17 protein-coding genes, 1 tRNA gene and 1 rRNA gene are annotated in these 15,662 nt (G+C 43.7%); 18 read left to right on the forward strand and 1 reads right to left on the reverse strand.

What is annotated here, in order from left to right:
• The first annotated feature begins 11 nt into the window (after positions 1-11).
• Positions 12-127, forward strand: a 5S ribosomal RNA gene (rrf, locus tag PCY71_RS13410).
• Positions 128-132: 5 nt separating this feature from the next.
• A tRNA-Asn gene (locus PCY71_RS13415) sits at positions 133-206 on the forward strand.
• Positions 207-435: 229 nt separating this feature from the next.
• Here the strand turns inward: PCY71_RS13415 and PCY71_RS13420 are convergent.
• Entirely contained in the window at positions 436-1,800 is a 1,365-nt protein-coding gene (locus PCY71_RS13420) for an aspartate kinase (protein WP_002901191.1), read from the reverse strand.
• A 250-nt stretch (positions 1,801-2,050) separates the two neighbouring features.
• On the opposite strand from PCY71_RS13420, the gene PCY71_RS13425 reads away from it, so the two are divergent.
• The 16 genes from PCY71_RS13425 (at position 2,051) to PCY71_RS13500 (ending at position 15,591) form a co-directional block, all read left to right on the forward strand.
• Positions 2,051-2,842: an enoyl-CoA hydratase gene (locus PCY71_RS13425; RefSeq protein ID WP_002901188.1), complete on the forward strand. Its 792-nt coding sequence runs from the start codon at positions 2,051-2,053 to the stop codon at positions 2,840-2,842.
• Between the two features lie 141 nt (positions 2,843-2,983).
• Positions 2,984-3,418 carry a MarR family winged helix-turn-helix transcriptional regulator gene (locus PCY71_RS13430; protein WP_002901186.1) on the forward strand — a complete coding sequence of 145 codons (435 nt, stop codon included), beginning with the start codon at positions 2,984-2,986 and terminating at the stop codon, positions 3,416-3,418.
• Positions 3,418-4,392, forward strand: a complete 975-nt coding sequence (locus PCY71_RS13435) for a beta-ketoacyl-ACP synthase III (RefSeq protein WP_301412756.1) — start codon at positions 3,418-3,420, stop codon at positions 4,390-4,392. Before PCY71_RS13430 ends, PCY71_RS13435 begins: the two co-directional genes overlap by 1 nt.
• A gap of 55 nt (positions 4,393-4,447) precedes the next feature.
• Positions 4,448-4,672, forward strand: coding sequence for an acyl carrier protein (locus PCY71_RS13440; protein WP_002893611.1), 225 nt, complete (start codon positions 4,448-4,450; stop codon positions 4,670-4,672).
• A gap of 136 nt (positions 4,673-4,808) precedes the next feature.
• Complete coding sequence (fabK, locus tag PCY71_RS13445; protein WP_002896881.1) at positions 4,809-5,783, forward strand: enoyl-[acyl-carrier-protein] reductase FabK; 975 nt, start codon at positions 4,809-4,811, stop codon at positions 5,781-5,783.
• A complete protein-coding gene (fabD, locus tag PCY71_RS13450; RefSeq protein ID WP_301412757.1) occupies positions 5,776-6,696 on the forward strand; it encodes an ACP S-malonyltransferase in 921 nt (306 codons plus the stop codon). The genes fabK and fabD overlap by 8 nt, the downstream gene beginning before the upstream one ends.
• 12 nt (positions 6,697-6,708) lie before the next feature.
• Positions 6,709-7,443, forward strand: coding sequence for a 3-oxoacyl-[acyl-carrier-protein] reductase (gene fabG / locus PCY71_RS13455; RefSeq protein WP_002893608.1), 735 nt, complete (start codon positions 6,709-6,711; stop codon positions 7,441-7,443).
• 64 nt (positions 7,444-7,507) lie between these two features.
• Positions 7,508-8,740 (forward strand): beta-ketoacyl-ACP synthase II, encoded by a 1,233-nt coding sequence (fabF, locus tag PCY71_RS13460; RefSeq protein WP_002893606.1) that lies wholly within the window; start codon positions 7,508-7,510, stop codon positions 8,738-8,740.
• A gap of 6 nt (positions 8,741-8,746) precedes the next feature.
• Positions 8,747-9,235, forward strand: a complete 489-nt coding sequence (gene accB, locus PCY71_RS13465) for an acetyl-CoA carboxylase biotin carboxyl carrier protein (protein ID WP_301412758.1) — start codon at positions 8,747-8,749, stop codon at positions 9,233-9,235.
• On the forward strand, positions 9,232-9,654 hold the full coding sequence (gene fabZ, locus PCY71_RS13470) for a 3-hydroxyacyl-ACP dehydratase FabZ (RefSeq protein WP_002908094.1): 423 nt from the start codon (positions 9,232-9,234) through the stop codon (positions 9,652-9,654). Before accB ends, fabZ begins: the two co-directional genes overlap by 4 nt.
• Positions 9,655-9,672: 18 nt before the next feature.
• Positions 9,673-11,040 (forward strand): acetyl-CoA carboxylase biotin carboxylase subunit, encoded by a 1,368-nt coding sequence (locus tag PCY71_RS13475; RefSeq protein WP_002908096.1) that lies wholly within the window; start codon positions 9,673-9,675, stop codon positions 11,038-11,040.
• Positions 11,041-11,139: 99 nt separating this feature from the next.
• Positions 11,140-12,003 carry an acetyl-CoA carboxylase, carboxyltransferase subunit beta gene (accD, locus tag PCY71_RS13480; protein ID WP_301412759.1) on the forward strand — a complete coding sequence of 288 codons (864 nt, stop codon included), beginning with the start codon at positions 11,140-11,142 and terminating at the stop codon, positions 12,001-12,003.
• Positions 12,000-12,770, forward strand: a complete 771-nt coding sequence (locus tag PCY71_RS13485) for an acetyl-CoA carboxylase carboxyl transferase subunit alpha (RefSeq protein ID WP_301412760.1) — start codon at positions 12,000-12,002, stop codon at positions 12,768-12,770. The genes accD and PCY71_RS13485 overlap by 4 nt, the downstream gene beginning before the upstream one ends.
• A 199-nt stretch (positions 12,771-12,969) precedes the next feature.
• Positions 12,970-13,518 carry a carboxymuconolactone decarboxylase family protein gene (locus tag PCY71_RS13490; protein WP_301412761.1) on the forward strand — a complete coding sequence of 183 codons (549 nt, stop codon included), beginning with the start codon at positions 12,970-12,972 and terminating at the stop codon, positions 13,516-13,518.
• Between the two features lie 18 nt (positions 13,519-13,536).
• Positions 13,537-14,601 carry an acyl-CoA dehydrogenase family protein gene (locus PCY71_RS13495; protein ID WP_301412762.1) on the forward strand — a complete coding sequence of 355 codons (1,065 nt, stop codon included), beginning with the start codon at positions 13,537-13,539 and terminating at the stop codon, positions 14,599-14,601.
• Positions 14,602-14,673: 72 nt separating this feature from the next.
• Positions 14,674-15,591 (forward strand): TDT family transporter, encoded by a 918-nt coding sequence (locus PCY71_RS13500; RefSeq protein ID WP_301412763.1) that lies wholly within the window; start codon positions 14,674-14,676, stop codon positions 15,589-15,591.
• The last annotated feature ends 71 nt before the right edge of the window (positions 15,592-15,662 follow it).

Here is a 15,662-nt window from a genome sequence, read left to right on the forward strand (position 1 = left end):
TAATTCAATAGTTAAGTGACGATAGCCTAGGAGATACACCTGTACCCATGCCGAACACAGCAGTTAAGCCCTAGAACGCCGGAAGTAGTTGGGGGTTGCCCCCTGTGAGATATGGTAGTCGCTTAGCAGTTATCCGCCATAGCTCAGTTGGTAGTAGCGCATGACTGTTAATCATGATGTCGTAGGTTCGAGTCCTACTGGCGGAGTTTCAAAGAGGTTTTTACCTCTTTTTATTTTTAGTGATAGAATATACTGGAGACAAGGTATTCTATAGTCTTATTGATGAGCTATGAAACTTCTATTAGTTCTTAGTGTATTCTAAAGTTTGACTTTGTATTCTTTATAGTTGAATGAAAAAAGCAGAAGTTAGTCAGTGACTAGTTTCTGCTTTTTTGATCAGAGTTTGTTTGATAAAAATGGTTTCTAAATCTGGACTTACTTTAGAGTTTGGGGTTCAAAGAAAGCTCGGTAAAGTGCACGAATAGCAGCTTTTTCTTGATTTTTTTCAACAACAAACATGATGGATACTTCGCTTGAGCCTTGGGACATCATTTGAATGTTGATGTTATTTTCTGAAAGAGCTTTAGTTGCAGCGGCAGTAACCCCGATATGGCTTTTCATTTTTTCGCCGACAATCATGATAATGGAAAGGTTGTGTTCGATTTCTGCATGATCAACCTCTGCTTTTTGAACAAGCTGGCGAAGGATTTCTTCCTCTTTGATAGGAGTTAATTCGCGCTCGCGCAAGATAATGGAAAGGTCATCAATTCCTGTAGGCATGTGCTCCCAACCAATATTCAAATCTTCTAGAATTTGAAGGACACGTCTACCAAAGCCGATTTCTCTGTTCATCAGGTACTTGGACATGTTAATGCTGACAAAGCCAGCATCTCCAGCAATCCCAACGACCGGGAGGTGATCCTTGCTATGTTTATGAACAATTTGTGTTCCAGGATGTTCTGGATTGTTGGTATTTTTAATAACCAGCGGGATTTTGCCGCGGTAAGCTGGAAGCAGAGCTTCATCATGGAGAACTGTAAAGCCAGCGTAGGCCAATTCACGCATTTCCCGATAGGTTAGCTCAGGAATGGAATGTGGTTTGTGAACGATGCCGGGATGGGCAGCAAAGATTCCGTCAACATCAGTAAAGTTTTCATAGACATCTGCTTTGACTCCCGCAGCAATGATAGAGCCCGTAATATCAGAACCTCCGCGAGAGAAAGTACAGATTTGTCCATCTTGAGTTACACCAAAGAAACCAGGAATAACTAGAACTTCATCAGAATTGTTGAGTTCTTCAATCTTATCATAGCTGGAAGGAAGAATTCTTGCATTGCCAGGTTCACTGGAAACGACGAGTCCTGCTTCTCTCGGATGAACGTAGCTAGCTGGAACGCCATTTTGACTGAAATAAGCTGCAATTAATTTGGCATTGTTGTTTTCTCCTGCAGCAAGAAAAGTATCATAAAGAAATGCGTTATCTTCAATTGGCAAAGTTGCAAGGCTTGTGATGCTTTTGGAAATTTTCTCCAGAACTTTTGGTTTCAAACCAAGTTCTGCCACCATATCTGCATAGCGATTGATAATCCACTGTTGATTTGGTGTGACATCATTTCCTGCTATGTACTCTCGGTAGTATTTAATCAGAGCATCGGTTACTTTGATATCGTCATCGTGGCGTTTTCCTGGCGCTGATACTACAACAAACCGACGTTCAGGATCAGATTTGACAATATTCAAAACTTTTTCTAATTGAGTCGCAGAAGCCAGTGAACTTCCGCCAAATTTTACAACTTTCATAGGTTCTCCTATCTTATTTTAAAAATTATAACAAAATTCTGAAAATTATTCAAACGCTGTTTTTATACTATTTTTATCCATAATATTGCTTTTACACTTTAAATTTGAAGACCATCTAATTTTTCCCATTTTTTATTTCCTTTCTTTTATATTTTATGATAAAATATAAGTTGTGTATAATTTGAATATCAAATTATTTAAGAATAAAACAAAACGGCTGATTTGAAATCGGGTCGGGAATGGAGCTGAAATGACATTTAATGGAATTCTCTATCACGTAGCAGATGAGGTAGCAACGATTACTTTTAATCGCCCTGAAGTTTCAAATGGCTTTAATATTCCTATGTGCGAGGAAATTTTAGAGGCTATTGAACTTGCTGCTAAGGATGAGTCCGTCAAATTTTTAGTTATCAATGCTAATGGCAAGGTTTTTTCAGTGGGTGGGGATTTGGCTGAGATGCAGAGAGCTGTCAGTGATGATGATGTCCAATCCTTGGTGAAAATCGCGGAACTGGTGAATGATATTTCCTTTGCTATGAAGCGTTTGCCTAAGCCGGTTATCATGAGTGTTGATGGCCCTGTTGCTGGTGCAGCTGCTAATATGGTCGTTGCAGCAGATTTCTGCATTGCCACTGAAAAATCCCGTTTCATTCAGGCCTTTGTTGGGGTTGGTCTGGCGCCAGATGCTGGCGGTCTTTACTTACTGACTCGTGCTATCGGGGTGACTAGGGCGACCCATCTGGTTATGACTGGGGAAGCTCTGACTGCAGAGAAAGCTCTGGATTACGGCTTGCTTTATAAAGTCTGTGAAGCAGAAAAGTTGGAAAAAACAACGGAACAGTTGCTGAAGAAGCTGAAACGTGGCTCTCTAAATTCTTACAGAGCCATGAAAGAAATGGTCTGGAAGAGTCTGTTCAGCGGCTGGTCTGAGTATGCTGAGCTAGAGTTGGAACTACAGAAATCGCTGGCTTTCACAGAAGATTTCAAAGAGGGAGTTCGGGCACACTCTGAGAAGCGTCGTCCAAATTTCACAGGTAAATAATATATTGGTTCAAGGTTGCTTAATTTGTAAGTTGTTTACGAAAATATTTGAAAATCAAATTAATTTTCAAAAAAGCTTGCAAATTACTTTTCTATCTGATAAAATTTGATTGTCAAAGTATTTTCTTAAGGAGGGTTGGTTTTGAATTTTCAGTTAGTAAATGATTACTTAACGTCTATTTTCAATAATGTCTTGGTTATTGAAGAATCGAGCCTAAGAAGCAGTCGCTTCAACGACGTCTCCATTAAGGAAATGCATACGATAGATGTCATCGGTACAACCCCAAATGCTACTCCAAGTGATATATCACGAGAATTGATGGTTACTTTGGGAACTGTTACGACCAGTTTGAATAATCTGGAGCGTAAGGGGTATATTGAGAGACGTCGGTCGGAAGTTGACCGTCGTGTGGTGCATCTGAATTTGACAAAGAATGGACGGCTTTTGTATCGTCTTCACAAGCGATTCCACAACCGCATGGTCATGCAGGTAGTGGATGGGATGAGTCCAGAAGAGAGACAAGTGATGCAAAAGGGCCTGCAAAATTTATATAGTTTCCTAGAGGATTTGAAATAATGAACTATGCTAAGATTAGCCAGGTGGCTCATTATGCTCCCCGTCAGGTTGTCAGCAATGATGATCTAGCCGAGATTATGGATACCAGTGATGAGTGGATTTCAAGTCGAACTGGGATTAAAAACCGCCATTTATCGTCAGATGAAACGACAAGTGATTTAGCTACAAAAGTAGCAGAGAATTTGCTGCAAAAGTCAGGGATTCCTGCTCAGGACCTGGACTTTATCATTGTTGCCACTATTACGCCGGATTCTTTAATGCCTTCAACAGCTGCTAGAGTACAGGCAAATATCGGTGCTAAGAATGCATTTGCCTTTGATTTGACAGCAGCCTGCAGTGGCTTTATCTTCGCACTATCTACTGGGGAAAAATTTATTTCTTCAGGTCGTTATCAAAAAGGTCTGATCATAGGAAGTGAAACTCTCTCTAAGACGGTAGATTGGTCAGATCGTTCAACAGCGGTTCTCTTTGGAGATGGTGCTGGCGGTGTACTGTTGGAAAGTGCTTCAGAACAGCATTTTTTGGCAGAAAGTCAGTTTACAGACGGATCTCGCGGAGATAGTCTGACCTGCGGAAAAATCGGTTTGTCTTCACCTTTTTCTGAAAAGGGTGAGAATCAGCCTTATCTGACAATGGACGGTAGAGCTATTTTCGACTTTGCTATTCGTGATGTTGCTCGTTCTATCAGGGAAACCATTGAAAGCAGTCAGCTTTCAGCGGAAGATTTGGATTTTCTGTTGCTGCATCAGGCCAATATCCGTATTTTGGATAAAATGGCTAAGAAGCTTGGTGTTGCGCGGGAGAAACTTCCAGCCAATATGATGGAATATGGCAATACTAGCGCTGCTAGCATCCCGATTTTATTATCTGAGTGTGTGGAGCAAGGACTGATCAAACTGAACGGAAATCAGACAATTTTGATGTCAGGTTTCGGTGGAGGTTTGACATGGGGCACGCTTATTGTTACAATTTAGTTAATCAAGTGGAAACACATGATAAAAAATATTTTATTTTTAAAGGAGTCTATCCATGGCAGTATTTGAAAAAGTACAAGAAATTATCGTTGAAGAACTTGGCAAAGAGCCATCAGAAGTTACTCTTGAGTCAACTTTCGATGATCTTGAAGCAGATTCATTGGACTTGTTCCAAGTGATTTCAGAAATTGAAGATGCATTTGACATCCAAATCGAAACTGAAGAAGGTTTGAACACAGTTGGTGATTTGGTTGCTTATGTAGAAGAAAAAACTAAATAAGCAAGTAACTGAGAGTATCGAAAGATATTCTCTCTTGTTTAGGTAATAGTTTGACTGTCAAAGTAAAGAAAATACATCTAGCGTGTGGTAGTTTGAAATCAAGCTATTACTTAAGCAATGATAAAAGGAAGGTATTATGCAAACACGTATTACAGAATTATTGAACATTGATTACCCTATTTTCCAAGGCGGAATGGCCTGGGTTGCTGACGGCGACTTGGCTGGTGCAGTTTCAAAAGCTGGTGGTCTTGGTATCATCGGTGGCGGAAATGCACCTAAGGAAGTAGTAAAGGCAAATATTGACAAGATTAAGTCTTTGACGGACCGTCCTTTCGGAGTTAACATCATGCTCCTTTCTCCTTTTGCAGACGACATTGTGGATCTCGTCATTGAAGAGGGAGTAAAAGTAGTAACAACTGGTGCAGGTAATCCAAGCAAGCACATGGCACGTTTCCATGAAGCGGGGATTACAGTTATCCCTGTAGTTCCAAGTGTGGCCTTGGCTAAGCGGATGGAAAAAATCGGTGCGGATGCAGTCATTGCAGAAGGTATGGAAGCCGGTGGTCACATCGGAAAATTGACGACCATGTCCTTGGTTCGTCAGGTTGCAGAAGCTGTTAGCATTCCGGTGATTGCTGCTGGTGGTATTGCTGATGGTTCTGGGGCTGCAGCTGGATTTATGCTGGGAGCGGAGGCCGTTCAGGTCGGAACTCGCTTTGTCGTTGCTAAGGAATCGAATGCCCATCAGAACTACAAGGATATGATTTTGAAGGCTCGCGATATTGATACAACTATCTCTGCCCAGCATTTCGGTCATGCGGTTCGTGCTATCAAGAATAAGCTAACGCGTGATTTCGAAAAGGCAGAAAAAGAAGCCTTTAAGCAAGAAAATCCAGATTTGACTGTTTTTGAAAATCTTGGAGCTGGTGCTTTGGCCAATGCGGTTGTTCGCGGAGATGTGGAAAATGGTTCCGTCATGTCTGGTCAAATTGCTGGTTTAATCAGTAAGGAAGAAACAGTCGAAGAGATCCTCAAAGATATCTACTATGGTGCTGCTGAGAAGATTCAGCAGGAAGCGAAACGTTGGGCAGGAGTAACTAGAAATGACTAAAAGAGCCTTTCTCTTTGCCGGTCAGGGAGCGCAGTACCTTGGAATGGGGCGTGAGCTTTATGATCAGTATGAGCTTGTGCGGTCAACTTTTGATGAGGCTAGCCAAGTTCTAGGCTATGATGTCCGAGCTTTGATCGATCAGGATGAGGAAAAGCTCAATCAAACTCGCTACACGCAACCGGCTATTTTAACGACTTCAGTAGCTATTTATCGGCTCTTGGCTGATAAGGGAATCGAGCCTGATATGGTAGCAGGTCTCTCGCTTGGAGAATATTCTGCTTTGGTAGCTGCTGGCGCTATTGATTTTAAGACGGCGGTGGCTTTGGTTGCTAAACGCGGTAGCTTTATGGAAGAGGCAGCTCCAGCAGGTTCTGGGAAAATGGTCGCTGTTTTAAATGCTGAGGTTTCTCTCATTGAAGCGGTCTGTCAAGAAGCAAGTGCTATTGGTGTAGTCTCACCAGCTAACTATAATACGCCTAGTCAGATTGTTATTGGCGGTGAAGTCGCAGCGGTAGGTAAGGCTGTGGAGCTTTTGAAAGATGCCGGTGTCAAGCGCTTAATCCCGCTCAATGTATCTGGACCTTTCCATACGGCGCTTTTAAAGCCAGCCAGTGAACGATTGGCAGAAGTCTTAGAAACAGTTGAGTTTTCAGATTTTGTACGGCCATTAGTCGGAAATACTGAAGCAACTGTGATGGAAAAAGAAAGAGTCAATGAGCTTTTGACTCGTCAGGTAATGGAGCCAGTGCGCTTTTATGACAGCATTGCTAAGATGCAGGAAGCTGGTGTGACTGAATTTATCGAAATCGGTCCTGGCAAAGTCCTGTCTGGTTTTATTAAGAAAATTGATAAATCTGCGGATGTACGCCAAGTTGAAGATGTAGAAAGTTTGAATGCTCTTCTAGAAAAATAATGAGGAATCATCATGGAATTACAAAACAAGAATGTGTTAATTACAGGGTCCGCTCGTGGGATTGGGCTGGCAATTGCGCATAAATTTGCCAGTGTCGGAGCCAATGTTATCTTAAACGGACTAAGCGGGATTTCTGATGATATTTTGGCTGAATTTGCCGGCTATTCTGGTAAAGTCGTAGCTGTTATTGGGGATGTGTCTAAATCTGCGGATGCTCAGCGGATAGTGGAAGAAGCTGTTGCGGCTCTGGGGTCTGTTGATGTATTGGTCAATAATGCTGGTATTACCCGTGATAAGCTCATGCTGAAAATGACGGAAGAAGATTTTGAGCAGGTGCTGAAAGTGAACTTGACTGGAACATTCAATATGACACAATCAGTCCTGAAACCGATGACAAAAGCTCGTCAGGGTGCTATTATCAACCTATCGAGTGTCGTTGGTTTGGCTGGAAATATCGGTCAGGCAAACTATGCAGCTTCCAAGGCCGGTCTGATTGGTTTTTCTAAGTCAGTAGCCCGTGAAGTGGCAGCGCGAAATATCCGTGTTAACTGCATTGCCCCTGGCTTTATCGCATCTGATATGACAGATGTGCTCCCAGAAAAAATCAAGGAAGCGTCTCTGGCGCTCATTCCGATGAAGCGTTTTGGTACTCCAGAAGAAGTAGCAGATGTTGCTCTCTTCTTGGCAGGTCAAGAATATCTGACGGGTCAAGTCATCACAATTGATGGCGGCTTTACTATGCAGTAAGTCACAGTTTTTGAATATTAACGAGTAGAAAATCAGTTGATTCATCTAAATAAAGGAGCTCAATATGAAACTTAATCGAGTTGTTGTAACAGGATACGGTTTAACTTCACCTATCGGAAATACTCCAGAAGAATTCTGGAATAATTTAAAAGAAGGCAATATTGGAATCGGTCCAATTACTAAATTTGATCATAGTGAATACAGTGTTCACAATGCGGCGGAAATTCAGGATTTCCCTTTTGATAAATACTTTGTCAAAAAAGATACCAATCGTTATGATAATTACACACTTTATGCGATTTATGCTTCTCAAGAAGCGGTCAACAATGCTCACTTAGATGTAGATGCGTTGGATAAGGATCGCTTTGGTGTCATTGTGGCTTCAGGTATCGGTGGGATTCAGGAAATTGAAGAGCAGGTTGTTCGCTTGCATGAAAAAGGTCCTAAACGTATCAAACCTTTGACCTTGCCAAAAGCCCTGCCAAATATGGGGGCAGGAAATGTAGCGATGCGCTTTGGAGCCAATGGTATCTGTAAGTCTGTCAATACGGCCTGTGCCTCAGCAAACGATGCGATTGGTGAAGCTTTCCGCTCAATTAAATTCGGTTATCAAGATGTAATGCTGGTCGGTGGTTCAGAAGCTTCTATTACGCCGTTTGCGATTGCTGGTTTCCAGGCTCTGACTGCTCTTTCTACCACAGAAGATCCTAAGCGTGCTTCTATTCCTTTTGACAAGGATCGCAATGGTTTTGTCATGGGTGAAGGTTCTGGTATGCTGGTTCTGGAAAGTTTGGAACATGCTGAGAAACGCGGAGCTACTATCCTGGCTGAGGTGGTGGGATACGGTCATACTTGTGACGCTTACCATATGACTTCTCCGCATCCAGAAGGTTTGGGCGCTATCAAGGCTATCAAACAGGCGGTTGAAGAAGCTGAAATTGAGCCGAAAGATGTAGCTTATGTCAATGCTCATGGTACATCAACTCCTGCTAACGAAAAAGGCGAAAGCGGAGCCATTGTTTCTGTCTTTGGTAAAGATGTAGCAGTGTCTTCTACTAAATCCTTTACAGGACATCTGCTCGGTGCAGCGGGCGCGGTTGAGGCTATTGCGACGATTGAAGCAATGCGTCATAGCTATGTGCCAAAAACAGCTGGTACAACAGAGCTGCCAGACTATATTGAAGCCAACGTTATTTACGGTCAAGGTAAGGAACAGGAAATCCCTTATGCGATTTCCAATACATTTGGCTTTGGCGGGCACAATGCCGTTCTTGCCTTTAAACGCTGGGAGGCTTAAAAACCTATGAATATCAACGAAATTAAAGATTTAATGGCGCAGTTTGACCAGTCTAGTCTGCGTGAGTTTTCTTACAAAAATCAGAGCGATGAACTGACTTTTAGTAAGAATGAAGGGCAGGCTGCAGTTCCAACAGCTAGTGCAGCTCCAATTGCTGCACCTTTGCAGGCTGCGAGTGCACCTGTGATTGAGCCAACTCCTCAAGCAGCTCCGTCTGCAGAGCCTGAAACAGCGTCAGCAGCTCCGGCACCTGCTGCTGAAGGGGATGTTGTAGAAAGTCCTTTGGTTGGTGTGGCTTACTTAGCAGCTGGTCCAGACAAGCCGCCGTTTGTGGCAGTTGGAGACCAAGTTAAAAAAGGTCAAACCCTGATGATTATTGAAGCGATGAAGGTCATGAATGAAGTTCCAGCACCTAAAGATGGTCTGGTTACAGAAATTCTGGTTCAGAATGAAGAAATGGTTGAATTTGGGAAAGGGCTGGTACGCATCAAATGATTGATATCAATGCAATAAAAGAAGCACTTCCGCATCGCTACCCAATGCTTTTGGTAGACCGAGTTTTGGAAGTTAGTGAAGATGAGATTGTTGCTCTGAAAAATGTGACAGTCAATGAGCCTTTCTTTAATGGACATTTTCCTCAATACCCTGTCATGCCAGGTGTCTTGATCATGGAAGCTCTGGCTCAAACAGCCGGTGTGCTGGAATTGTCTAAAGATGAAAACAAGGGCAAATTAGTCTTCTACGCTGGCATGGATAAGGTTAAGTTCAAGAAGCAAGTTGTACCAGGTGATCAACTGATTATGACAGCTAAGTTTGTTAAGCGTCGCGGAACCATTGCGGTTGTAGAGGCGAAAGCAGAAGTTGATGGAAAACTTGCAGCCAGCGGTACCTTGACCTTTGCGATTGGCCAGTAGATAAAAGGAGCTTTCACCATGTTTCGTAAAATTTTAATTGCTAACCGTGGGGAAATTGCGGTCAGAATTATTCGTGCAGCCCGCGAGTTGGGAATTGATACGGTAGCTATTTATTCAACGGCTGACAAGGAAGCACTCCATACCCTACTGGCTGATGAGGCTGTCTGCATCGGTCCAGCCAAGTCCACCGATTCTTATCTAAATATGAACGCAGTCCTGTCTGCCGCTGTTCTGACAGGTGCAGAAGCCATTCATCCTGGTTTTGGTTTTTTGAGTGAAAACTCTAAATTTGCGACCATGTGCGAAGAAGTCGGCATTAAGTTTATTGGGCCTTCAGGTGCTGTTATGGACATGATGGGGGACAAGATTAATGCTCGGGCTCAGATGATTAAAGCGAAAGTACCAGTTATCCCAGGTTCTGATGGAGAAGTTCATACCTCTGAAGAAGCTTTGGAAGTTGCCGAAAAGATTGGTTATCCAGTCATGCTTAAAGCTTCTGCTGGTGGCGGCGGCAAGGGCATTCGTAAGGTTGAAAAGGCTGAGGATTTAGTAGCGGCCTTTGAGTCTGCGTCTAGCGAAGCCAAAGCGGCCTTTGGTAATGGTGCCATGTATATGGAGCGAGTCATCTATCCAGCGCGCCATATTGAAGTGCAGATCTTGGCAGATCAGCAGGGGCATGTGGTTCACTTGGGCGAGCGGGATTGCTCTTTGCAGCGTAATAATCAGAAAGTACTGGAAGAAAGTCCATCTGTGGCGATTGGGAAAACCCTACGTCAGCAGATTGGTGAAGCAGCCGTTCGGGCTGCTCAGTCTGTCGGCTATGAAAATGCTGGAACGATTGAGTTTCTGCTTGATGAAGCCAAGGGTGAATTCTACTTTATGGAGATGAACACTCGGGTGCAGGTTGAGCATCCAGTCACCGAGTTTGTCACTGGTGTGGATATTGTAAAAGAGCAAATTAAGATCGCAAACGGTCAAGAACTGTCCTTCAGTCAAGATGATGTTGAAATCCGAGGGCATGCGATTGAGTGTCGGATTAATGCTGAAAATCCAGCCTTTAACTTTGCACCGAGTCCTGGTAAGATTTCAAATGTTTATCTACCAAGCGGTGGAGTGGGGCTGCGCGTGGACTCAGCCGTCTATCCTGGTTATACCATTCCGCCTTACTACGATAGCATGATTGCGAAGATAATTGTTCACGGAGAAAATCGCTTCGATGCTCTCATGAAGATGCAACGTGCACTCTATGAACTAGAAATTGACGGTGTTGTGACCAACAGTGGCTTCCAACTGGACTTAATATCAGATCCTAATGTAATTGCTGGTGATTATGATACAGCCTTTCTCATGGAGAAGTTCCTTCCGGCTTATCAAGAGAAACAATAGATACGACATGTAAGAGCTGCTCTGTAAACTTGAAAGACAGTGGCTCTTGCTGTTTGATGTGCCTGAGTATAAAATCTTGAAAAGGAGAAGACGTAAACGATGGCTTTGTTTTCAAAGAAGGATAAATATATCCGTATCAATCCTAATCGAGCGAGTCGGGAAAAGCCTCAAGCAAAGCCTGAGGTACCAGACGAACTCTTTTCGAAATGCCCAGGTTGTAAGCATACTATTTACCAAAAAGATCTTGGGAATGACAGTGTGTGTCCTAACTGTGGCTATAATTTCCGTATTTCTGCTCATGAGCGCTTAAATCTAACTGTGGATGAGAACAGTTTTGAGGAGATGTTCACTGGAATTGAAACCAAAGATCCTCTGAACTTCCCTAACTATCAGGAGAAATTAGCACTTACCCGCGAGAAGACAGGTTTAGATGAGGCAGTTCTGACGGGGACAGCTTGCATCAAGGGGCATAAAGTGGCTCTTGGAATCATGGATTCAAACTTTATCATGGCTTCTATGGGGACAGTTGTGGGTGAAAAGATTACCCGTCTCTTTGAGTATGCGACAGAGCATAAATTGCCAGTCGTTCTGTTTACAGCTTCTGGCGGTGCCCGCATGCAGGAGGGCATTATGAGCTTGATGCAGATGGCTAAGGTCTCTGCGGCTGTTCAGCGGCACTCTGCTGCAGGCCTCTTCTATCTGACCGTCTTGACGGATCCAACAACTGGTGGTGTCACAGCCTCTTTTGCTATGGAGGGTGATATTATTCTGGCCGAAACACAGGCTCTGGTCGGATTTGCAGGGCGTCGGGTCATTGAATCCACTGTTCGTGAGAAGCTGCCAGATGATTTTCAAAAGGCTGAATTTCTCATGGAGCATGGTTTTGTAGATGCCATCGTCAAGCGTGGTGACGTGAGAGATACACTTGCTACCTTATTAGCATTCCATGGAGGTCAAGCATGACAAAAATCACTCGGATTATTAAAGAAGCGCGTGATCAGGCTCGTTTGACTGCGCTGGATTTTGCACAAGGAATTTTTGATAACTTCGTCGAGCTGCATGGGGATCGCTCTTTTCGAGATGACGGTGCGGTGATTGGTGGTATTGGGACGCTAAACGGTCAGCCTGTAACAGTGGTCGGTATTCAAAAAGGCCGTAATTTGCAGGATAATTTGCGACGAAACTTTGGACAGCCGCATCCGGAAGGCTACCGTAAGGCCCTGCGCCTCATGAAGCAGGCGGAAAAATTTGGCCGTCCTGTGGTAACCTTTATCAATACGGCAGGAGCCTATCCTGGTGTCGGTGCTGAAGAGCGCGGTCAAGGGGAAGCTATTGCCCGCAATTTGATGGAAATGAGCAATCTCAAAGTACCGATTATTGCCATCATCATTGGTGAAGGTGGTTCTGGTGGTGCCTTGGCTTTGGCTGTAGCAGACAAGGTCTGGATGCTGGAAAACTCTATGTATGCAGTTCTTAGTCCAGAAGGCTTTGCTTCTATCCTCTGGAAAGACGGCAGCCGCGCTATGGAAGCAGCAGAGCTGATGAAAATTACTTCACACGAGCTCTTGCAGATGGAAGTGGTGGACAAGGTCATTCCTGAAAGAGGCTTTAACAACCATGAATTGCTGGCGTCTGTGAAAGATGAAATCACAACTGAGTTGAATAGTCTGTCTCAGCTACCCTTGGAGCAATTATTGGAAAATCGCTACCAGAGATTCAGGAAATATTAAAAAATCGAAGCCAAAAGGCTTCTTTTTCTCGTTTCGGATTCTTGTTTGAAATTGATGTGGAGCCACCTTACAAGGGTAATATATTTTAGTTTGAAAAATCGCATTATATTCTCTTTATAGGACTTATATAAAATATATATTATACAAGCCATTGGTCCTATGTTAAGATAGTTTCTAATTAAAAGAAATGAGGTTTCATATGTCAGAATTTACTATCCACACGATTGAGTCCGCACCAGCCGAGGTAAAAGAAGTCCTGGAAACTGTTCAAAAAGATAACGGTGGCTACATTCCCAATCTTATCGGTCTTTTGGCCAATGCGCCAACGGCCTTGGAAACATATCGGACGGTTGGAGCTATCAATCGCCGTAACAGCCTGACACCGACTGAGCGTGAAGTAGTGCAGATAACGGCTGCAGTTACCAACGGTTGTGCTTTCTGTGTAGCGGGTCATACAGCCTTTTCAATCAAGCAGATTCAAATGAATGATGATCTTTTGGAGGCTCTGCGCAATCGTACTCCGATTGATACAGATCCGAAGCTAGATACACTTGCTAAATTTACCATTGCAGTCATCAATACTAAGGGACGGGTCGGAGATGAGGCTTTGGCAGACTTCCTAGAAGCGGGCTATACGCATGAGAATGTTCTGGATGTAGTTCTGGGTGTCAGCCTTGCGACCCTCTGCAATTATGCCAATAATCTGGCCAACACGCCAATTAATCCGGAATTGCAGCCTTATGCCTAGTCTTTGAGGAGGTGGCAAATGACTTTTTTTTCAGAAGAATTTATCAACTGGTTGGATAATCACGCCGACCAAATTGACAAAGAATCCTGTGCAGCGGGTAACCAACTGATTGAGCGTATCGCCGCTGAAGGAGCCTTTCGGGTTGGCGTTCCAGAAGAGCTGGGAGGCCGAGGTGGCAATGATACGGATGTGATTGAAGTGCTCAAGGAGCTAGCTCACCATTCTTTGACCGCTTCCTTTATCTCTTGGGGGCAAAGGACCTTTATTGATAACATTTTAAAATCTCCTAATCCCTACTTTAGAGACCACTATTTGGAAGGCCTTCTGTCAGGGGAATATGCAGGTGCGACAGCCCTGTCCAATGCAGTTAAATTCCTGTCGGACTTAGAAGAGTTAAATGTCTCTATTGTGGAAGAAGATGGGAATCTTTATCTCAAGGGACGTCTGCCTTGGGTAGCCAATGCTCGCGCGGATCGCTTCCTCAGCATATTTGTTGCCGGTTTCGAAGACGGGAGCCGCCAGCCGCTGGTTCTGGCTGTACCGTCTGATGCAGAGAATTTCTCCCGTTCAGCGGATTTAGAGTTTGTATCTTTGCAAGGGGGAAATACAGCTGCCCTGACCTTTAATTATGTGCCTTTGCAAAAGGAATGGATTCTTGCACAAGATGCCCAGGCCTTTTTGTCAGAAAATCGCCCAGCTTTTCTAGGTTATCAGTTTGGTTTGGCTCTTGGCCTAGCAGAGAAGTCTCTGGCGGAGGTCGAAGCCAATCTGTCAGTCCGCTCCATTTTGAGAGAGGAGAGGGAGGAGCAAGTGGCTGCTCTGACTGAAATCCAGGATCAGCTCTATAGAGGTCTTCTCCAGCCTGGCTATTTTGTTGAGCGTCCAAAGGAGCTTTTCCAGCTGCGAATTGATATAGTTGATGTGGTAGCCCAAAGTCTGCTCTTGGAGCTGCAGGCTAGTGGAGGCAGAGGATATTTGAGTAATTCGACTTCTGGCTTTATTCGCCGTTGGAACGAAGGAGCTTTTCTTCCCATTGTCTCACCGAGTGCAGTCCAGCTGCGGCATATTTTAGAAGTTTCATAGAAATGATGGCAAACAAACATTTGATTGTCATTGAAAAGGGACTTCAAGACATTACTATAAAGGAGTTGCTTCGTGAACAGGAAACGACCGCCCATTCTTTTATCTGGGTTGATTCTTGGCCTATTTGGCTTAGCTAATCTTTTACTGAACTACCATTCTATCTTTTTCTACTTCTTGAATGGTCTAGCTTTGATACTTTGGATTTATCTGACACTGGCTTTAGTGCTGTCATTTTCGGACTATCGGCAGGATTTGCAAAAGGCCCCTTTCTTATCAAGCTTTGCGACTTATCCTATGGCTAGTATGCTTTTAGCTTCTTACCTAAGCAAGCTTGGCTTATTTTGGATCAGCCAGTTGCTTTGGTACATGGCCTTGCTTCTGCATATTTTTCTAATAGCTAACTTTACTTGGAAGTATGTGCTTAAGGCCGAGGGATTATCTTTAACCCCGAGCTGGACGGTTCTCTATGTTGGCTTGGCCATGGCAAGCTTGACCCAGGGTGTAGTTCATCAGCCGCTTTTGGGCTATTTGGCTTGGTTTTTTGCTCTGCTAGTGAGTTTGATTCTCTATCCCTTGTTTTACAAGGTTAGACGGTCACAAAGACTGCCTGATGCTTTAAAGCCGCAGTGGGCCATTTACTGTGCACCTTTCTCGCTCCTGTTGGGAAGTTATATCCGTTTGGCTGGTTCTGATGCAGAAGGTTGGTTTGTTGCCTTGCTGATCCTCTTATCGCAGGCCTTTTATCTTTTGGTCCTATGCCTCTTACCTCGCATTTTCCGACTGGGTCCTCAGCTTAGCTGGTCAGCCTTGACCTTTCCTCTTGTCAATACAGCTTTTGCTCTGAGACTGGGACTTGATTATCTAGGTTGGACCTGGCTTGTTTGGCTAAGTCATGCAGAAGCTCTGCTAGCTTTCGCAATCGTCCTCTATGTCTGTTTTTACTATGCAGTCTCATTGCGAGCCAGAAAGATAACAAAAAATCCGAGATGACACTCTTTGAAAACCAGTTTTTGATTTTCTCTGAGTTGATCTCGGATTTTTTAATTTTAGCAAAATAAGTC

The sequence above is a fragment of the Streptococcus sp. SN3 genome, from assembly GCF_030439905.1.